The 14,204-nt window shown below is 67.0% G+C and carries 18 protein-coding genes and 1 tRNA gene; 6 read left to right on the forward strand and 13 right to left on the reverse strand.

Features of this window, described 5'->3' with window-relative positions; all coding sequences use genetic code 11:
* The first annotated feature begins 1 nt into the window (after position 1).
* From EV649_RS05235 to EV649_RS05250, 4 genes are read left to right on the forward strand one after another with little or no spacing between them, the layout of a single operon-like run.
* The gene (locus tag EV649_RS05235; RefSeq protein WP_198682309.1) at positions 2-997 is read left to right on the forward strand and encodes a D-isomer specific 2-hydroxyacid dehydrogenase family protein; all 996 of its coding nucleotides are present in this window, start codon (positions 2-4) and stop codon (positions 995-997) included.
* Positions 990-2,051 (forward strand): D-alanine--(R)-lactate ligase, encoded by a 1,062-nt coding sequence (gene vanA, locus EV649_RS05240; RefSeq protein WP_130381036.1) that lies wholly within the window; start codon positions 990-992, stop codon positions 2,049-2,051. The genes EV649_RS05235 and vanA overlap by 8 nt, the downstream gene beginning before the upstream one ends.
* Entirely contained in the window at positions 2,048-2,656 is a 609-nt protein-coding gene (gene vanX / locus EV649_RS05245) for a D-Ala-D-Ala dipeptidase VanX (protein ID WP_130381038.1), read from the forward strand. Before vanA ends, vanX begins: the two co-directional genes overlap by 4 nt.
* Positions 2,656-3,246, forward strand: a complete 591-nt coding sequence (locus EV649_RS05250) for a GNAT family N-acetyltransferase (RefSeq protein ID WP_130381040.1) — start codon at positions 2,656-2,658, stop codon at positions 3,244-3,246. The genes vanX and EV649_RS05250 overlap by 1 nt, the downstream gene beginning before the upstream one ends.
* Here the strand turns inward: EV649_RS05250 and EV649_RS05255 are convergent.
* The 11 genes from EV649_RS05255 to EV649_RS41955 all read right to left on the reverse strand — a co-directional run bounded on the left by EV649_RS05255 (position 3,210) and on the right by EV649_RS41955 (position 10,620).
* Complete coding sequence (locus EV649_RS05255; RefSeq protein WP_157996176.1) at positions 3,210-3,992, reverse strand: phosphotransferase; 783 nt, start codon at positions 3,990-3,992, stop codon at positions 3,210-3,212. The genes EV649_RS05250 and EV649_RS05255 overlap by 37 nt on opposite strands.
* Before the next feature lie 29 nt (positions 3,993-4,021).
* Entirely contained in the window at positions 4,022-4,756 is a 735-nt protein-coding gene (locus EV649_RS05260) for a VOC family protein (RefSeq protein ID WP_157996177.1), read from the reverse strand.
* Positions 4,757-4,923: 167 nt separating this feature from the next.
* Positions 4,924-6,405: a serine hydrolase domain-containing protein gene (locus EV649_RS05265; protein ID WP_130381046.1), complete on the reverse strand. Its 1,482-nt coding sequence runs from the start codon at positions 6,403-6,405 to the stop codon at positions 4,924-4,926.
* Positions 6,406-6,477: 72 nt separating this feature from the next.
* The gene (locus EV649_RS05270) at positions 6,478-7,413 is read right to left on the reverse strand and encodes a cyclase family protein (protein ID WP_130381048.1); all 936 of its coding nucleotides are present in this window, start codon (positions 7,411-7,413) and stop codon (positions 6,478-6,480) included.
* A gap of 96 nt (positions 7,414-7,509) precedes the next feature.
* Positions 7,510-8,097, reverse strand: coding sequence for a GNAT family N-acetyltransferase (locus EV649_RS05275; RefSeq protein ID WP_130381050.1), 588 nt, complete (start codon positions 8,095-8,097; stop codon positions 7,510-7,512).
* 150 nt (positions 8,098-8,247) lie between these two features.
* Positions 8,248-8,320 (reverse strand) — tRNA-Ala (locus EV649_RS05280).
* Between the two features lie 258 nt (positions 8,321-8,578).
* The gene (locus EV649_RS05285; RefSeq protein ID WP_130381052.1) at positions 8,579-9,223 is read right to left on the reverse strand and encodes a histidine phosphatase family protein; all 645 of its coding nucleotides are present in this window, start codon (positions 9,221-9,223) and stop codon (positions 8,579-8,581) included.
* Positions 9,220-9,606 carry a ribosome silencing factor gene (rsfS, locus tag EV649_RS05290; RefSeq protein ID WP_130381054.1) on the reverse strand — a complete coding sequence of 129 codons (387 nt, stop codon included), beginning with the start codon at positions 9,604-9,606 and terminating at the stop codon, positions 9,220-9,222. Before rsfS ends, EV649_RS05285 begins: the two co-directional genes overlap by 4 nt.
* A gap of 7 nt (positions 9,607-9,613) precedes the next feature.
* Positions 9,614-10,225, reverse strand: a complete 612-nt coding sequence (gene nadD / locus EV649_RS05295; protein WP_130381056.1) for a nicotinate-nucleotide adenylyltransferase — start codon at positions 10,223-10,225, stop codon at positions 9,614-9,616.
* A 21-nt stretch (positions 10,226-10,246) separates the two neighbouring features.
* Positions 10,247-10,405 carry a hypothetical protein gene (locus tag EV649_RS41070; RefSeq protein ID WP_165546626.1) on the reverse strand — a complete coding sequence of 53 codons (159 nt, stop codon included), beginning with the start codon at positions 10,403-10,405 and terminating at the stop codon, positions 10,247-10,249.
* Between the two features lie 86 nt (positions 10,406-10,491).
* Positions 10,492-10,620 (reverse strand): hypothetical protein, encoded by a 129-nt coding sequence (locus tag EV649_RS41955; RefSeq protein ID WP_277875621.1) that lies wholly within the window; start codon positions 10,618-10,620, stop codon positions 10,492-10,494.
* A 144-nt stretch (positions 10,621-10,764) separates the two neighbouring features.
* On the opposite strand from EV649_RS41955, the gene EV649_RS05300 reads away from it, so the two are divergent.
* Entirely contained in the window at positions 10,765-11,214 is a 450-nt protein-coding gene (locus EV649_RS05300; RefSeq protein WP_130381058.1) for an Lrp/AsnC family transcriptional regulator, read from the forward strand.
* Here EV649_RS05300 and EV649_RS05305 read toward each other — a convergent pair.
* The gene (locus EV649_RS05305; RefSeq protein ID WP_241997720.1) at positions 11,147-12,346 is read right to left on the reverse strand and encodes an MFS transporter; all 1,200 of its coding nucleotides are present in this window, start codon (positions 12,344-12,346) and stop codon (positions 11,147-11,149) included. The genes EV649_RS05300 and EV649_RS05305 overlap by 68 nt on opposite strands.
* A gap of 88 nt (positions 12,347-12,434) precedes the next feature.
* Between EV649_RS05305 and EV649_RS05310 the strand changes: the two genes are divergently transcribed.
* Positions 12,435-13,298, forward strand: coding sequence for a winged helix-turn-helix transcriptional regulator (locus EV649_RS05310; protein ID WP_130381060.1), 864 nt, complete (start codon positions 12,435-12,437; stop codon positions 13,296-13,298).
* Here EV649_RS05310 and EV649_RS05315 read toward each other — a convergent pair.
* The gene (locus tag EV649_RS05315; protein WP_130381062.1) at positions 13,285-14,172 is read right to left on the reverse strand and encodes an alpha/beta hydrolase; all 888 of its coding nucleotides are present in this window, start codon (positions 14,170-14,172) and stop codon (positions 13,285-13,287) included. The two genes, EV649_RS05310 and EV649_RS05315, sit on opposite strands and share 14 nt — an antisense overlap.
* Between the last annotated feature and the right edge of the window lie 32 nt (positions 14,173-14,204).

Consider the following 14,204-nt stretch of genomic DNA (forward strand, 5'->3'; position numbering starts at 1 on the left):
CATGACCTACAGCGAACCGGCTGCTACTGCGGTACGGCGCAACGTCACGGGCATCACCGTTTTCGGGTGTGAGCCGGACGAGGCCGCCTTGTTCCGGGAGCTGGCGCCACGCTTCGGCATCGCTCCGATCATCACGTCAGCGGCAGTATCCGAGGACCTTGTCGAACTGGCCCTCGGCAATCGATGCGTCAGCGTCGGCCATAAGACGCGAGTCATGAACGCCACCCTGCTCGCCCTCAGCCGGATCGGCGTCACGTACATCTCCACCAGAAGCGTTGGATACAACCACATCGACGTGCGGTACGCCGAACGCGTCGGCATCTGTGTCGAGAACGTCGCCTACTCGCCTGACAGCGTGGCGGATTACACGCTCATGCTGATGTTGATGGCAGTGCGGAACATGAAGTCGGTCCTCCGGCGCGCCGACGTACACGACTATCGGTTGGGTGCCACCCGCGGGCGAGAGCTCCGCGACCTGACCGTCGGGGTCATCGGCACGGGTCGCATCGGCAGTGCGGTGGTCGATCGGCTGCGCGGGTTCGGCTGCCGGGTGCTTGCCTATGACAAGGATCCCGGAACAGGTGTTCCGCTCGACGAACTGTTGCTGCAGAGCGACATCGTCACGCTGCACACGCCGCTTACCGCGGAAACCCATCATTTCCTGGATCGCCGGCGGATCGGGCAACTGAAGCCCGGCGCGTTCGTGATCAACACCGGACGCGGCGCACTCCTCGACACCGAGGCGCTGGTCGACGCTCTCGAAAGCGGGCGGCTAGGTGGCGCCGCACTCGACGTACTCGAAGGCGAAGAAGGGATCTTCTACGCCGACCGCCGCGACGAACCCGTCGAGAGCGAACTGCTGCTACGGCTGCAGAAGCTGCCGAACGTGCTCATCAGTCCGCACACCGCCTACTACACCGACCACGCGCTCAGCGACACGGTCGAGAACTCCATCATCAATTGCCTGAACTTCGGAAGCAGGGAACAGCATGGATAGGTTGAAGATCGGCGTCCTCTTCGGGGGCATTTCCGAGGAGCACCACATCTCGGTCAAGTCCGCGCAGGAGATCGCGAAGAACCTCGACCTCGAGAAGTACGAGCCCTTCTACATCGGGATCACAGAGCACGGCGCCTGGAAGCTTTGCGATGGCCCGGGTCCGGACTGGGAGAACGGCAACTGCCGTCCAGTGGTCCTGTCGCCTGACAGCAGCGTGCAGGGCCTGCTCGTGCTGGAGGTCGACCGGCTGGGTTCGCGGATCAGGCAGGGGCAGTACCGGACGATCAACCTGGACCTGGTGTTTCCGGTGCTGCACGGCAAGCGCGGCGAGGACGGCGTGATTCAGGGCTTGCTGGAACTGTCCGGGATCCCCTATGTGGGCTGCGATCTGCAGAGTTCCGTGCAGTGCATCGACAAGTCCCTGACCTACACCGTCGCCCGCAGCGCCGGCATCGCGACGCCGAACTTCTGGATCGCCACGGCCGACCTCGATCCCGAGAAGCTCCCGTATCCCGTCTTCGTGAAGCCGGCCCGTTCGGGTTCGTCCTTCGGCGTCAACAAGGTGTCCAGCAGTTCGGAACTGCCTGATGCTTTGGAAACTGCGAGCCAGTACGACTCGAAGGTGCTCATCGAAGAGGCTGTCATCGGCAGCGAGGTCGGCTGCGCCGTGCTCGGCAACGAATTGGGCTTGATGACCGGCGAACTCGATCGCATCGCGCTGTCGCACGGCTTCTTCAAGATCCACCAGGAGGACTCACCGGAGACTGGCTCGGAGAACTCGACCTTCGTCGTACCGGCGGACATCTCGGAGGAGTCGCGCGCGCTCATCCAGGAGACCGCGCAGGCCGTGTATCGCGCGTTGGGCTGCGGCGGACTGGCACGCGTCGACATGTTCCTGACGGCAGACGGGAGAGCCGTCCTCAACGAGGTCAACACCATGCCCGGTATGACGTCGTACAGCCGTTATCCCAGGATGATGGCGGCTGCCGGCGTACCGCTGAGTGAAGTGATCGACCGGCTGGTGTCGGTGACCCTGACCGGGAAGCTCCAGTGAACGCTGACTTCGCCTTTGTGGATGAGGTGGCGTCCGGGATTCGGTGGGATTCCAAGTACGCCACGTGGGACAACTTCACCGGCAAACCGGTGGACGGCTATCTGGTGAACCGCATCGTCGGGACCAGGGCTCTGTGCGCGGCGTTGGAGAGAGCACGCGAGAAGGCGGAACCGCGGGGTTTCGGCCTCCTACTGTGGGACGGGTATCGCCCACAACGTGCCGTGGACAACTTCCTGCGCTGGGCTCGGCAGCCCGAGGACAGGCGAACGAAGCCGCGGCACTATCCGAACATCGACCGTCTTGAGATGTTCGAAAAGGGCTATGTAGCAACGAAGTCCGGCCACAGTCGGGGCAGCACCGTCGACCTCACGCTGTACGACCTGGCGACCGGCGAACTGGCGCCGATGGGCGGCTACCACGACCTGATGGACTCGATCTCGCACCACGGCGCAACCGGCATCACCTCACTCGAAGCTGAGAACCGTCGGCATCTCTGCTCGATCATGGAGGCCGCGGGATTCAGCCGGTGCGATCACGAGTGGTGGCACTACACGTTGCTGGACGAGCCGTACCCGGACACGTACTTCGACTTCCCGATCGCCTGATGGACATCCGCCTCGCCCGCAGTACTGACGCTAACGCCATCAACGAGTTGCTGGACCAACTGGGCTATCCCCAGTCTGATCCGGCGGCGACCGCTGCGCGCCTCAAGACCTGGGCCGACGACCCAGCCGGAGCGGTCTACGTCGCCGACACCGACCGGGGCGTCCTAGGCGTCATCGCCGTACACACCTGCCCGTTCTTCGAACGCGACAGCACCTGGGCCCGCATCGTTGCCCTGGTCGTCTCGTCGCGCGCCCGCCGCCAAGGCGTCGGCGCCCGGCTTGTCGCGGCCGCGGAGTCCTTCGCCACCCACCACGGCTGCCTACGCATAGAAGTAACCAGCTCACCCCACCGAACCCAAGCCCACACCTTCTACCAATCCCACGGCTACACCATCACCCCCACCCGCTTCCTCCACCCCCTCCCCACTGACGATGTGCACTATCGACAGGTAGAGCACCCCGAGACACCGTACGCACCCAACACCACCACGCTCAGGTGCACTACCCCACCACCCAACACATCCTGTCCACCTGCACACGGCGCCGGCGGACTTCACGTCCGCCAGTGGTCGAGGGAGTTCTCGATGTAGGTGAGGTCGCGGAGGTAGCCGGCGCCGTGGCGCCATGGCTCGGGTTGTTCCCATTGCGCCTGCCAGCCGGGTCGTCCTTCGGAGGCCCAGATCCGCATCGTGTCGTAGGCGGCTTGGACGCGAACGGGGATGGTGTCGAGAACCGTGTGCCACTGCTCTTGCGTGCAGCCGTAGGCGTCCCGGATTCGCGCAAGCCGTTCGTGCACGGGAGTTGGGCTCGGCCAGCCCATCGGCTCCAGGTTCTCGGGCGCGGCCAGAGGGACGAGCGTGTAGGCCAGATACGCCAGGTCCCAGGTGCGCGGGCCGGGTGCCGCGGTATCCCAATCTACGAAGGCCACGACCGCGCCGTCTCGGGCTATCAGGTTCCAGGGAGCGGTGTCGTTGTGGCAGATGACCTCCGGATCACCAACCGACAAGGGCGGCGATTGCCACGCGTCGGTCGCGGGGCTCCAGCCCGCGACGGCGTCGTGGTACCTGCGCAACAGGGCGGCAGCGCTCTCGAGCAACGCCGGCTCGAATAACACCGGGCCAGGTGGCCACGGGTTCGCACCCGGCACCTTGGACAGGACCTCCCGACCGTCCTGATCGATGCCTAGGAATCGCGGCGCTCCGGTGAAACCGCTGGCTTCGAGATGCTCAAGGAGTTCATGGACGGATGCAGACCAAGGCCCGACCGGACGGCGGATCGTCTGCCCGATCTGCGAGACCTGATTGATGCCTCCATCGAGGCGGCGCTCGTCCTCCACACGCCATGCTCCCACGCGAGCCCATGGGTTCAGAAGCAGAACGGGTGGCCGGCTGGGTCGGCGTACACGACGTTCTGGAGGTGGATCGCGCCCAGTTCTTCGGCACGCGCCATCGCGGCCTTGGCTGCCGGGGTTTGGAAGTGGGGAACTTCGTGGTCGACCGTGAATCGGTAGTCGACGTGCAGTTGCGCCGGGTAGGCCGGGTCAGGCCACCGCGGGGCTAGGCACTGTGCGTGCTGAAACGCGAGGTTTGGCAGCTCATCGTCGTCGAGGTCGATTACGACTCGCTCGGGTGAGTCTTCGAGTCGCTCCGGTACGCCGACGAAACCCTCGTAGAACTTTGCGAGCGAACGCGGGCTGAAGCAGTCATAGACCAAGCGGGCGACTGTCGGCTCGGTCGCCGCTGGGTCTGGGTAGAGGCAGAGCGGGTGCCCAGCGGGATCGGCGTACACCCGGTGGTCGGCGTTGTCCTGAAGCAGCGCCCCACCTGCGGAGGTGACGCGAGTGCCGGCGGCGTCCAGATCCGGTACGGCGATGTCGAAGTGGATCTGCTGTGGGTACTCCGGGTCAGGCCATCGCGGCGGCCTCTGATCCGACCAGCCGTCACCGTCGAACCCGATCCGGAACTTGGGGCTTCGCGACAGGAAGAAGGTCCCGTACGCGTCGTACAGCTGCCAGCCGAGCACCTCGAGATAGAAGTTGGCCAGCACCGTCCCCCCATCCTCACCACCAAGCAGCTCGGGGCATCCGACATAGACAGTCATGCCAGCGTCATCCGCCAGAAGATGCACCACCGCTGCCTCCACACCTGTCGCGCGGCAAACACAGTCCCGTCGGCCACCATAGGTCCTGCACCGGTCGACCTCGCATCGCAACGCGGCCTTGCCGTGCGAGCCAACCGGTAGACACTCAGGTCACGCAAGAGGCCGGGTCAGGCCGATGGGACTTTGCTCAGAATCTGTGCGGCGTCGTCGTTCTCGGGGTTGAGATCGATGGCGCGTCGGAGAGCGCTCCTCGCCAGGTCGAGTTGCCCGTCCAGTTGATGGGCGCAGCCGGTCAACGTCCAGGCGTCGGACGAGTCCGGACGCAAGTCGGTCCACATTCGCAGGAGGGGCCAGACCAGACTCGGGCGGTGCAGTTCGATCGCTGCCCACGTGGCATCGACGAACCCCTCGTCGTCGAGGTTGAACTCGGCCGGCTCGACCGCGGCCAGTCGGCGGAACTCCACCTTGGCGGCTTCCGGTCCCGATGCTCTCAGCACCTCGGCGACAGGTCCGACGACCGATCGCGGGAAGGCGCGGAGGTCGGTCATCCCGTCAGGTTTCGCTGAGAGAGGTACGTCGGCGAGGGCGATATCGAGCGCCGCCGCGGCGATGTCCGAGGCAGGGATGTTGTTCGAGTTGGCCAGTACGACGACGCCTGTCCGCAACTCAGGCACCATCACGAGCCTCGATCCGAACCCGGGGTCCGAGCCGGCGTGGCTCACCGTTCGATGCCCGCGGTAGCTGCCCACGAACCAACTGAGTCCCACCGCGTCCATCCACGGCGGGCCGTCCAGCGGCAGCACCGGCTTCCACATCAGCTCGAGCAGTCCAGGATCCAGCCGCGCCCACCGCCCGTCGGATCCCTTGGCCGGCTCGAAGTGGGCCACCATCCAGCGACACATCTCGACCAGATTGGAGTGCAGGGTCGAACTCGGGGCATGGCGCCTGGTGTACGGATAGGAGCCCTCGGGCACCGTCAGTGGCATCCCCACGTGAGGTGAGGCAGCCAGGTGCGCGGGTACGTCGCCGCGCAGGAAGGTGCTGTTCCGCATTCCGAGTGGGGCCAGGACCAGGTCCCGGACTGAGTGCTCGAACGTCTTGCCCGTGACCCTCGACAGCAACAGCCCGAGAAGCTCGAAGCCGGCGTTGGAATAGGAGAACGCCGAACCCGGCTCCGACTGCAGCCGCCAGTCCGAGATACTGCCGGCGAACTCGCTGAGCGCGTCGTCGCCGAGCTGAGGATCGTGCCAGCCATAGTCGTCGATGTCGGGGAGTCCGCTCGAGTGGCTCAACAGGCGCCGGGCTGTGACCTCTCCTTCCCGACCGTCGGCCAGGGTGAACTCAGGCACCCATTCGGTGATCGGAGCATCCAGATCGAGCACCGGTTCGCCGTCGCCGCGACTGGTCGCCACGGACACGATCGCGGTCGCGACGAAGGGCTTCGACACCGAAGCCAGGTGGAACATCGTCTCGGGCGTGACCGGCGTACCGGTCCCGACGTCACGAACGCCGAACCCCCGCGAGACGACCTCCTCATCCCGCACCACCGCAACCGCCAGACCTGCCACGTCGTGCGAGCCGAGAAAGCCCTCGACCAGTGGCCACAACCCTTGTTCCATACGCTCCCGAAGGCCCGCCCCCACGTCCATCTTCCGAGAGTACGCCGCCCCGCAGCCCCTGGCGTCGCAGTTTCCTATCCGGTCTATGCGAGAACGCCGGGGTCAGAATGTGGCGATCGGGTTGACCGGGCTGCCCGACGTACCGGCGAAGCGGACCGGGGCGATCGCCAACTGGAAGTCCCACTGGCCGAGCTCAGCAGCCGTTGTCACGCACTCCTCCAGGTCGCAGTTGTCGAGCATCCACAGACCCATCGCGACGAGGCTCACGGCGTGCACCGGCATCAGTACGTCGTCGTACCCCGACGGCTGTACGTCCTGGGGCGTGTCAGCGCCGATCAACGCGACCTCCCGCTCCCGCAGCCACGGCAGGCAGGACGCGTGCCACCCGGCCTGCGTGATACCGCCGGCCGCACCGGCTTCGTGTCGAGCGCGGCCATAGCCGGTCCGCAGGAGTACCGCATCGCCGGACTGCACTCGCACACCCTGGCGACGCTCGGCCTCCTCGAGATCCTCGGGGAACACGCCCTCACCGGGTTCCAGCCACGGGACATCGCGGACTGCTGCGACGTCCAGCAGGACTCCCCGCGTGACGATCCCGTTCGCCGCCGCCGTGACGGCAGCCCACGCAGATCCGGTCTCCGCGTCGACCAGCGAGTGCGATCGCCCGTTGTACAACTTGCCGTCCCAGAAGAGATGGCACGGCGAGTCGAGGTGGGTGATCGTGTTGCCGTGGAACATCATCCCGAGCCGCTCGTTCGAAAAGCCCCAACGCCGATCCTTGTGGAAATGCGGCGGCATGTGCTCGGCGCCTGGCATGTCGGCGGCACACGGGCACGAGTTCGTCGCCCGCTCCATCTCTTCCGGTACGGCGACCTCCCAGGCGCACGACACACTCCGGCCATGGCGCACAGCCCGAGCCGCCGCCAGCCGAACGTCGTCGGTGATGTGGTTCAACGTGCCGAGCTCGTCGTCATCCCCCCACCGCCCCCAGTTCGACAACGAATCGAAGTACCCGAGCACGTCATCCTGCGTAGGCACCGCTCGCCCTGCCGTCATCCCACCATCAACTCCTCCAAGACCCACTGAACTGGCACGAAACTACATCGCCAGGCCAACAGCCGGGAGGAGCACGGTTCAGTCGCGCGTGCTCGGGGCGACCTCGCGGACCATTACGCAGTTGCCCAGGCCCTTGGGGCGGTCGTAGGTGAAGCCCTCGCGCTCGTACATCGTGCGGGTGCCGTTGTAGAGGAACGACGAGTTCTTCTTCCGGACCCCGCCGGTGTCGTGCGGGTAGCCCTCGACCAGGCCGCCGCCGGCCTGCGCGATCAGCTCGACGGCTCCGCGCAGCGCGATCGCCGCCAGGCCCTGACCGCGAACGCCGCGCTCGACCAGGATGCAGGTGACCCGATAGTCGGGCAGTCGCTCGGCAGTGGCGACGTACTCCTTGCGGTGTTGGATGTTGGGCAGCTCCTCGGGTGATCCGTACTCCGCCCAGGCGACAGCTCGATCGCCGTCGTAGACCAGCGCCGCGTGCGCGATCCCGTCGGCCACCAGACGTTGCTTCAGCACCCGGTTTCCCTCGGCGCTCTGGCCCTTCTCCGCGCAGTCGGGATGGAAATGCGTACACCAGCAACTGGCGAACATGCCCTTGTTCCGCTCGACAAGAGCGGCGAAGTCGTCGAACGTCTCCGGCGTGAGCGCCTTGATCGTGAAGTCGGACATACCGGCAACGTACCCCCGATTCCGGACGATCAGCGTCCGGTAGCTCGAACTGCCAGGGCGACGTCCGAGATCCTGCGGCGAAACCGGTAGTCACTCACGTCATGCAAAAGGCCGGTCTCCCGAGGTGGGAAACCGGCCTCTGATCTGTTGTGGAGCTTAGGGGATTCGAACCCCTGACCTCTTCCATGCCATGGAAGCGCGCTACCAACTGCGCCAAAGCCCCGCGGTGTCTTGCGACTCCGAAAGCTTAGCGGATGAGTACCTGCAAAGAAAAATCGGTTCCCTCGTGGGGCTGGTGAGGTAGACAACAGGCTGTTTGCGGTCTGCAACTGGGTACGACGAGAGCCTGATCTGCACGTTCTGTCCGCTGCTCACAGTACGTCGCAGCGCGGCCCGCACGCTCCCGAAGCAGGCATGATCCCCGCCCAACCGCGCGCCGCCGGAGGCGCAAGAGAACTGCCGCCGCGAAGCGGTGTCCTTCTTACCTTTGGGGGTCGTCGCTCATTACTGGTTCGGGGAGGGAGCCGGCGTTCCATTCTTCAATTCGCCAGCCGGCGCGGCCGGGGAGGAGGGAGACCCAGTTGCAGTTGGCGAGGCCTCCGAAGGCGGGCCAACTGGTTTGGGGGATGCCGAGGAACAGGCAGATGCCGACGCGGGCGGCGAGGCCGTGGGTGGCGATCACGATGGTGTCCTCGGAGGATCCCTCCGCAGAGATCCGAGACAACGCATCCGCGAAACGGGCCGCGACTTCTTCGATGGTTTCGCCGTTGGAGCCGCGGCGCTGGGGTTCGCCGCTGCGGATCCGGGTGGCCGCCTCGGGGTTGATGGCGGCGAGCTCGGACATGGTGAGGCCGGCCCAGTCGTCGACATCGATCTCGCGGAGCGCCTCGTCGTACTCGATCTTCAGGCCGGTCAGTACGGCGAGCTCACCCGCGGTGGACGCGGCGCGCTGCAGGTCACTGGCGAAGAGCCGCGTGGGCGCGAGCGACGCGAGTCGAGCGGCTGCGGCGCGTGCCTGCGCTACGCCGACCGCGTCGAGCGGGATGTCGGCTTGTCCCTGGATCTTGTCCTGCAGGTTCCATTCCGTCCGGCCGTGCCGCCAGACGATCAGTCGGCCCGCGCTCATTCCGCCGAAGCCGAACCAGGGACGGGCGACGGCAGCGGGATGACCGGGCAGTCGCGCCACAGGCGCTCCAGCGAGTAGAACGAGCGCTCCTCGTCGTGCTGGACGTGGATGACGATCTCGAGGTAGTCGAGCAGCACCCAGCGGCCCTCGCGGGCGCCTTCCCGGCGGACCGGCTTGGCGTCGAAGTCGACGCGGAGCTTCTCCTCGATCGCGTCCACGATCGCGCGCACCTGGCGGTCGTTGGAGGCGGACGCGACCAGGAACGCGTCGGTGATCGCGAGCTGCTCGGACACGTCGAAGGCGAGCACGTTCTCGGCCTTCTTGTCGTGGGCCGCTTCGGCAGCCGCGGTCAGCAGCTCGATTGCGCGTTCACTGGCAGACATAAACGTCCTAACGGTTGGTGTAGAGCTCACGCTTGGCGATGTACTGGACGATGCCGTCCGGCACCAGGTACCAGGTCGGGTTGCCCTTGGCGACCCGGGCGCGGCACTCGGTCGACGAGATCGCCAGCGCCGGCACCTCGAGCAGGGTGATCCGATTCATCGGCAGCTGGTCCAGCGGCAGTTCGAGGCTTTCGGTGCCGGGCCGCGTACAGCCCACGAACTGGGCCAGCTTGAACGTCTCGTCGACGTCCCGCCAGGTCAGAATCTGGGCGAGCGCGTCGGCACCGGTGATGAAGAACAGCTCGGCGTCCGGGTACAGCTTGGACAGGTCGCGCAGGGTGTCGATCGTGTACGTCGGGCCGGGCCGGTCGATGTCGACCCGGCTGACCGAGAACCGCGGGTTCGACGCGGTCGCGATGACCGTCATCAGGTACCGGTCCTCGGGCGGGGAGACCTTGCGATCCGACTTCTGCCACGGCTGGCCGGTCGGGACGAAGATCACCTCGTCGAGGTCGAAGTACGCCTGCACCTCGCTGGCCGCGACCAGGTGGCCGTGATGGATCGGGTCGAACGTGCCACCCATCACGCCGATGCGTCGTACCCGCTCCACAAAAGCCACGTCAGCCCTTCAGCAAGCCGCTCAGCTGTGCGGCCGGCCCTTGCCCATGATGACGGTGACGAGCAGCAGCAGGACGAGGACGAAGAGCGCGAACCCGCCGTACCACCACTTCGAGATGTGCGAAGCCTCGACCGCGGCCTCTTCGAGAGCCGCGACCTGCGGCACCAGGAGCGTGAACATGAGGCAGAGCCTATCTCGTGACCGCCGGAACGACAGCGACCGGTGGCCCGGACACTCGCCGCGGGGCACCGGTCGCGATAGGAAAGTCAGTTGTGGCGGCCGTTGCGGGTCAGCAGCCGGCGCCAAGTGGACGGTACGGCGTGCGCGCGGCGGGCCTGCGCTGCGGCGCGGTGCATCTCGTCGATACGGGCACGGGCAACTTCGGGGGTGATCATGGTTCCTTCACAGGGTTGGTACGGCGGAACCGGGGTGAACTGTCCCCGGTACCTCGAATTGTACGGCAAGAGTTACGCTCTCACAAACGAATTGAAGGCACGGGACATTCCTTGCCTTAGAATCTGCGGTGAACAGGAGGCGTCATGGACGCGATCGATCGTCAGCTGATCGAGGCGCTCCGGCTGAACGGCCGCTCCAGCTGGGCCGAGCTCGGCCGGGTGGTCGGCCTGTCCGGCCCGAGCGTCCAGGAGCGGGTACGACGCCTCGAGGAGCGCGGCGTACTGCTCGGCTACCGCGCGATGGTCGCCCCGGACCAGGTCGGCCTGGGCACGAGCGCGCTGATCGGGTTGTTCCAGCGCGACGACGTGGAGACCGACGACATCGTCGACCAGGTCCGCGAGATCCCCGCGGTCGAGGACTGCTGGTTCGTCGCCGGCGACCAGGAGCTCGTGGTGAAGGTCCGGGTGGCCGACGTGACGCAACTGGAGGCGGTCGTCGGCTCGCTGCGCCGCGTGAACGGCGTGGTCAGGACCCGGACGACGGTTGTGCTGTCGACTCGCTGGGAAGGACGTCCCGCACCTTTACCCGAGTGAGCAGCAGTACGGCGCCCGCAGCCAGCGCCAGGCCCGCCGCTACCGGGTAGAGCAGTCCCGGCGCGTGCTGGTACGTCGTACCGCCGATCGCCGGCGCGAGGAACATGCCGCTGATCGACGCGGCGGCGTACAGGCTGGAGTACCGCCCGATCATTCCCTCCGGCGCCGCATCGGCCACGTGCGCGGTAGCGGTCGGCTTGTAGAGCATCTCCCCCGCCGTCATCACCACGATCGCGAGCGCGGCCCCTGCCAGCGCGGGCCAGACGCCGATGATCGCGAGCCCCAGGCCGATGCACGCGAAGCCGGCCGCGATCACCCGGGTCGCACGATGGCCCTGGAGGCGTACGGCGATCGGCGCCTCGAACAGGACGATGACGACCGAGCTCGCCCCGAGCAGTACGCCGTACGCGACCGCCGGCGTACCCGCATCGCGCAGGAGCAGCGGCATTGTGGCGAAGATCTGCCGGTAGACGGTGTCGACAACCACGATCGTCGCCAGCACCATCAGGACCGGGCGGTCGCTCAGGACGGACTTCCACAAACCGGTTGCCGAGGGCCCCGGAGTACGACGCGCGCTCGGGACCCAGCGCCACACGATCGCGGCCATGACCAGGCTGGTGACGGCGTCGACGACGAAGACCAGCGAGAAGTCGTACGCCGCGAGCAAGCCGCCGAGGGGCGGGCCGATGGTGAAGCCTGCGTTGGCTGCGGTGCGAGACAGCGCGATGCCCTCGCGGCGGCGTTCGGGCGGAAGCGAGGTCGTGACGAGGGCACTGAGATTAGGGCGCCCTGCTCCACCGAAGAGACCGGCCAGAGCTGCGACGACCGCAATCGAAGCACCTGGCACGAGCGGCATCGCTGTACACGCGATCGCCCACAGCAGTTGGCTCGCGAGCGCCGCCGTACGCAGACCGAACCGGTCGCCGAACCAGCCGCCGCCGAGGTTGCCGCCGACCAGGCCGACGCCGTACGCCGCCGCCGCGAAACCGGCCTGCTGCGCCGACATACCGCGGTCCTCGACGAGGTAGAGCGTGAGGTAGACCCAGGCGAGCGCGCCGGCGCCGTTGACGAGCTGGCCGACCATCACCGCCTTGAGCCAGGTGGGCAGCTCCGCGATCCGGCGCCAGTACACGTCCGCCCCCTCCGGTACAGTGAGTTCCTGTTGGGAACTTACTCGACCGGTCGGCGTGGCGGCAACCGGGATTCCAAGGAGGGCGGACGTGCGGCGGAGCACCTTCTCGCCCGAGCCGGACTGTGCGATCGCGCAGTCCCTCGGCGTCATCGGCGACGGCTGGGAACTGCTGATCGTCCGCGATCTGGCGCGCGGGCTGGCGCGGTTCGACGAGCTGGCGGGGTCGTTGCACATCTCGCGGAAGGTGCTGACCGAGCGGCTGAACGACCTGCTGGAGAGCGGGATCGTCGAGCGGTCGGCGTACCAGGACCGGCCGACGCGCTACGCCTATGAGTTGACGCCGCGCGGGCGCGCGCTGCTGCCGGTGCTCGTTGCCCTGCAGGACTGGGGCGATCGCTGGCTGCTCGGCGACGGCTCACTCACCGGGACGAACGCCGCGGACGAGCCGCCGGCCCAGCGCCTGCAGGAGCTGGTGGGTCAACGAGTGCCGTACGTCGCGTTGCCGTCGATCGCTGGTACGACGGTTGACGTGGTGGATGCGGATGCGCGGGCGACTGTGCTCTTCGGGTACCCGGCGACCGGGCGACCGACTCGACTGCCGGACGGGTGGGACGAGATCGCCGGAGCGGCCGGGTGCACGTTGGAGAATCGCCTCTTCGCGGGCCGGTACGACGACTTCGCGTCGCAGCGGATCGCGGTCCGCGGGGTGAGTACGCAGCGGACCGACGAGCAGCAGGCGTTCGCCCAGGCGGAAGAGATCCCGCACCTGCTGCTGTCCGATGTCGATCTGGAACTGGCGGCGGCGCTGCGGTTGCCGACGTTCCGGGCCGGCGGGTACGAGCGGCTGAAGCGGGTTGTGCTGGTGGTGGGCGCGGACCGGGTGGTGCAAGCGGTGCGGTACCCGGTGACCGACATCGCGGATGCCGTCGACTGGGCGCTCACGACTGCTTGAAGAAGGCCTTCACCTCGGAAGCGATGCGTCGTACGAACTCGGGCTTGCCGTTCGGGTTGACGCCACCGGGATCCGAGGACGAGCCGTGGTCGTAGCCGTCGAACTCGATCCGGCGGCAGTGTGGTAGCACCTTCTCCAGGGTCGCCCGGCCGGGACCGAGGCCGGGAAGACCTTTGCTGCCGCCGAGGAGCAGGACCTCGGCCTCGACGGTGCGGAACTTGTCGAAGGTGCCGCCCAGTTCGGCGACGATCGTGCCCTCGGCGCGGATCGTGGGCGCCAACTGGCGCATGGTGATCGCGCCGGCGTCGGCCTGGCGCTCCTCCTTCGCCATCATCTTCTCGGTCATCCAACGGAGCAGGCCGCGCGGCATCACCTTGAGGAACGCCGGCGCCATCTCGAAACCGAACATGCTCGTCACCATTGCTCCGGCGACGTCCCCGCGGGCGATCTCCTGGTCGAACCGCGCGAGCCACTCGCGATGCGGCGCGCCGTCGGCGACGATCGCTGGCTCGTAGAGCGCGATCTGCTTGAGGTTCGGGAGGGTGCGGGCTGCCTCCAGGACCACCGCTCCCCCGGCGCTGATGCCGAACGCGCGCTCGGCTCCGGCTGCGGTGAGAACGGCGTCCAGGTCCTCGATCTCGGTGCGGACGCTGTGGTCCGGCTTGTGCGGGCCGGAGAGTCCGCGGCCGCGGCGGTCCGGGAGGTAGACGGTGAACTCGTCAGCCAGCGCCTCCGCGAACAGCGTGTGGCTGCGGGCCGACTCCATGCTGCCGTGCAGGACGACGACGGCCGGTCCTTCGCCGGTCTTGTAATAGCCGATCTCGGTGCCGTCGCGGGAGGTGACGGTGCCTTGGGTCAGTTCTGCTGCTCTCATGGATCGATAGTTACATGGGGTCTAGTTACATT

Origin of the sequence: Kribbella sp. VKM Ac-2569 (assembly GCF_004216905.1) — a bacterium.
Classification (GTDB): Bacteria; Actinomycetota; Actinomycetes; order Propionibacteriales; family Kribbellaceae; genus Kribbella.

Coding starts and splice junctions, on each gene's coding strand:
- EV649_RS05300 (WP_130381058.1), top strand. CDS start 10,765: ATGGACGCGATCGATCGTCAGCTGATCGAGGCGCTCCGGCTGAACGGC.
- rsfS (WP_130381054.1), bottom strand. CDS start 9,606: ATGTCTGCCAGTGAACGCGCAATCGAGCTGCTGACCGCGGCTGCCGAA.
- EV649_RS41955 (WP_277875621.1), bottom strand. CDS start 10,620: ATGATCACCCCCGAAGTTGCCCGTGCCCGTATCGACGAGATGCACCGC.
- EV649_RS05235 (WP_198682309.1), top strand. CDS start 2: ATGACCTACAGCGAACCGGCTGCTACTGCGGTACGGCGCAACGTCACG.
- EV649_RS05315 (WP_130381062.1), bottom strand. CDS start 14,172: ATGAGAGCAGCAGAACTGACCCAAGGCACCGTCACCTCCCGCGACGGC.
- EV649_RS05250 (WP_130381040.1), top strand. CDS start 2,656: ATGGACATCCGCCTCGCCCGCAGTACTGACGCTAACGCCATCAACGAG.
- EV649_RS05265 (WP_130381046.1), bottom strand. CDS start 6,405: ATGGACGTGGGGGCGGGCCTTCGGGAGCGTATGGAACAAGGGTTGTGG.
- EV649_RS05260 (WP_157996177.1), bottom strand. CDS start 4,756: ATGACTGTCTATGTCGGATGCCCCGAGCTGCTTGGTGGTGAGGATGGG.
- EV649_RS05285 (WP_130381052.1), bottom strand. CDS start 9,223: ATGAGCGCGGGCCGACTGATCGTCTGGCGGCACGGCCGGACGGAATGG.
- EV649_RS05275 (WP_130381050.1), bottom strand. CDS start 8,097: ATGTCCGACTTCACGATCAAGGCGCTCACGCCGGAGACGTTCGACGAC.
- EV649_RS41070 (WP_165546626.1), bottom strand. CDS start 10,405: ATGTTCACGCTCCTGGTGCCGCAGGTCGCGGCTCTCGAAGAGGCCGCG.
- vanA (WP_130381036.1), top strand. CDS start 990: ATGGATAGGTTGAAGATCGGCGTCCTCTTCGGGGGCATTTCCGAGGAG.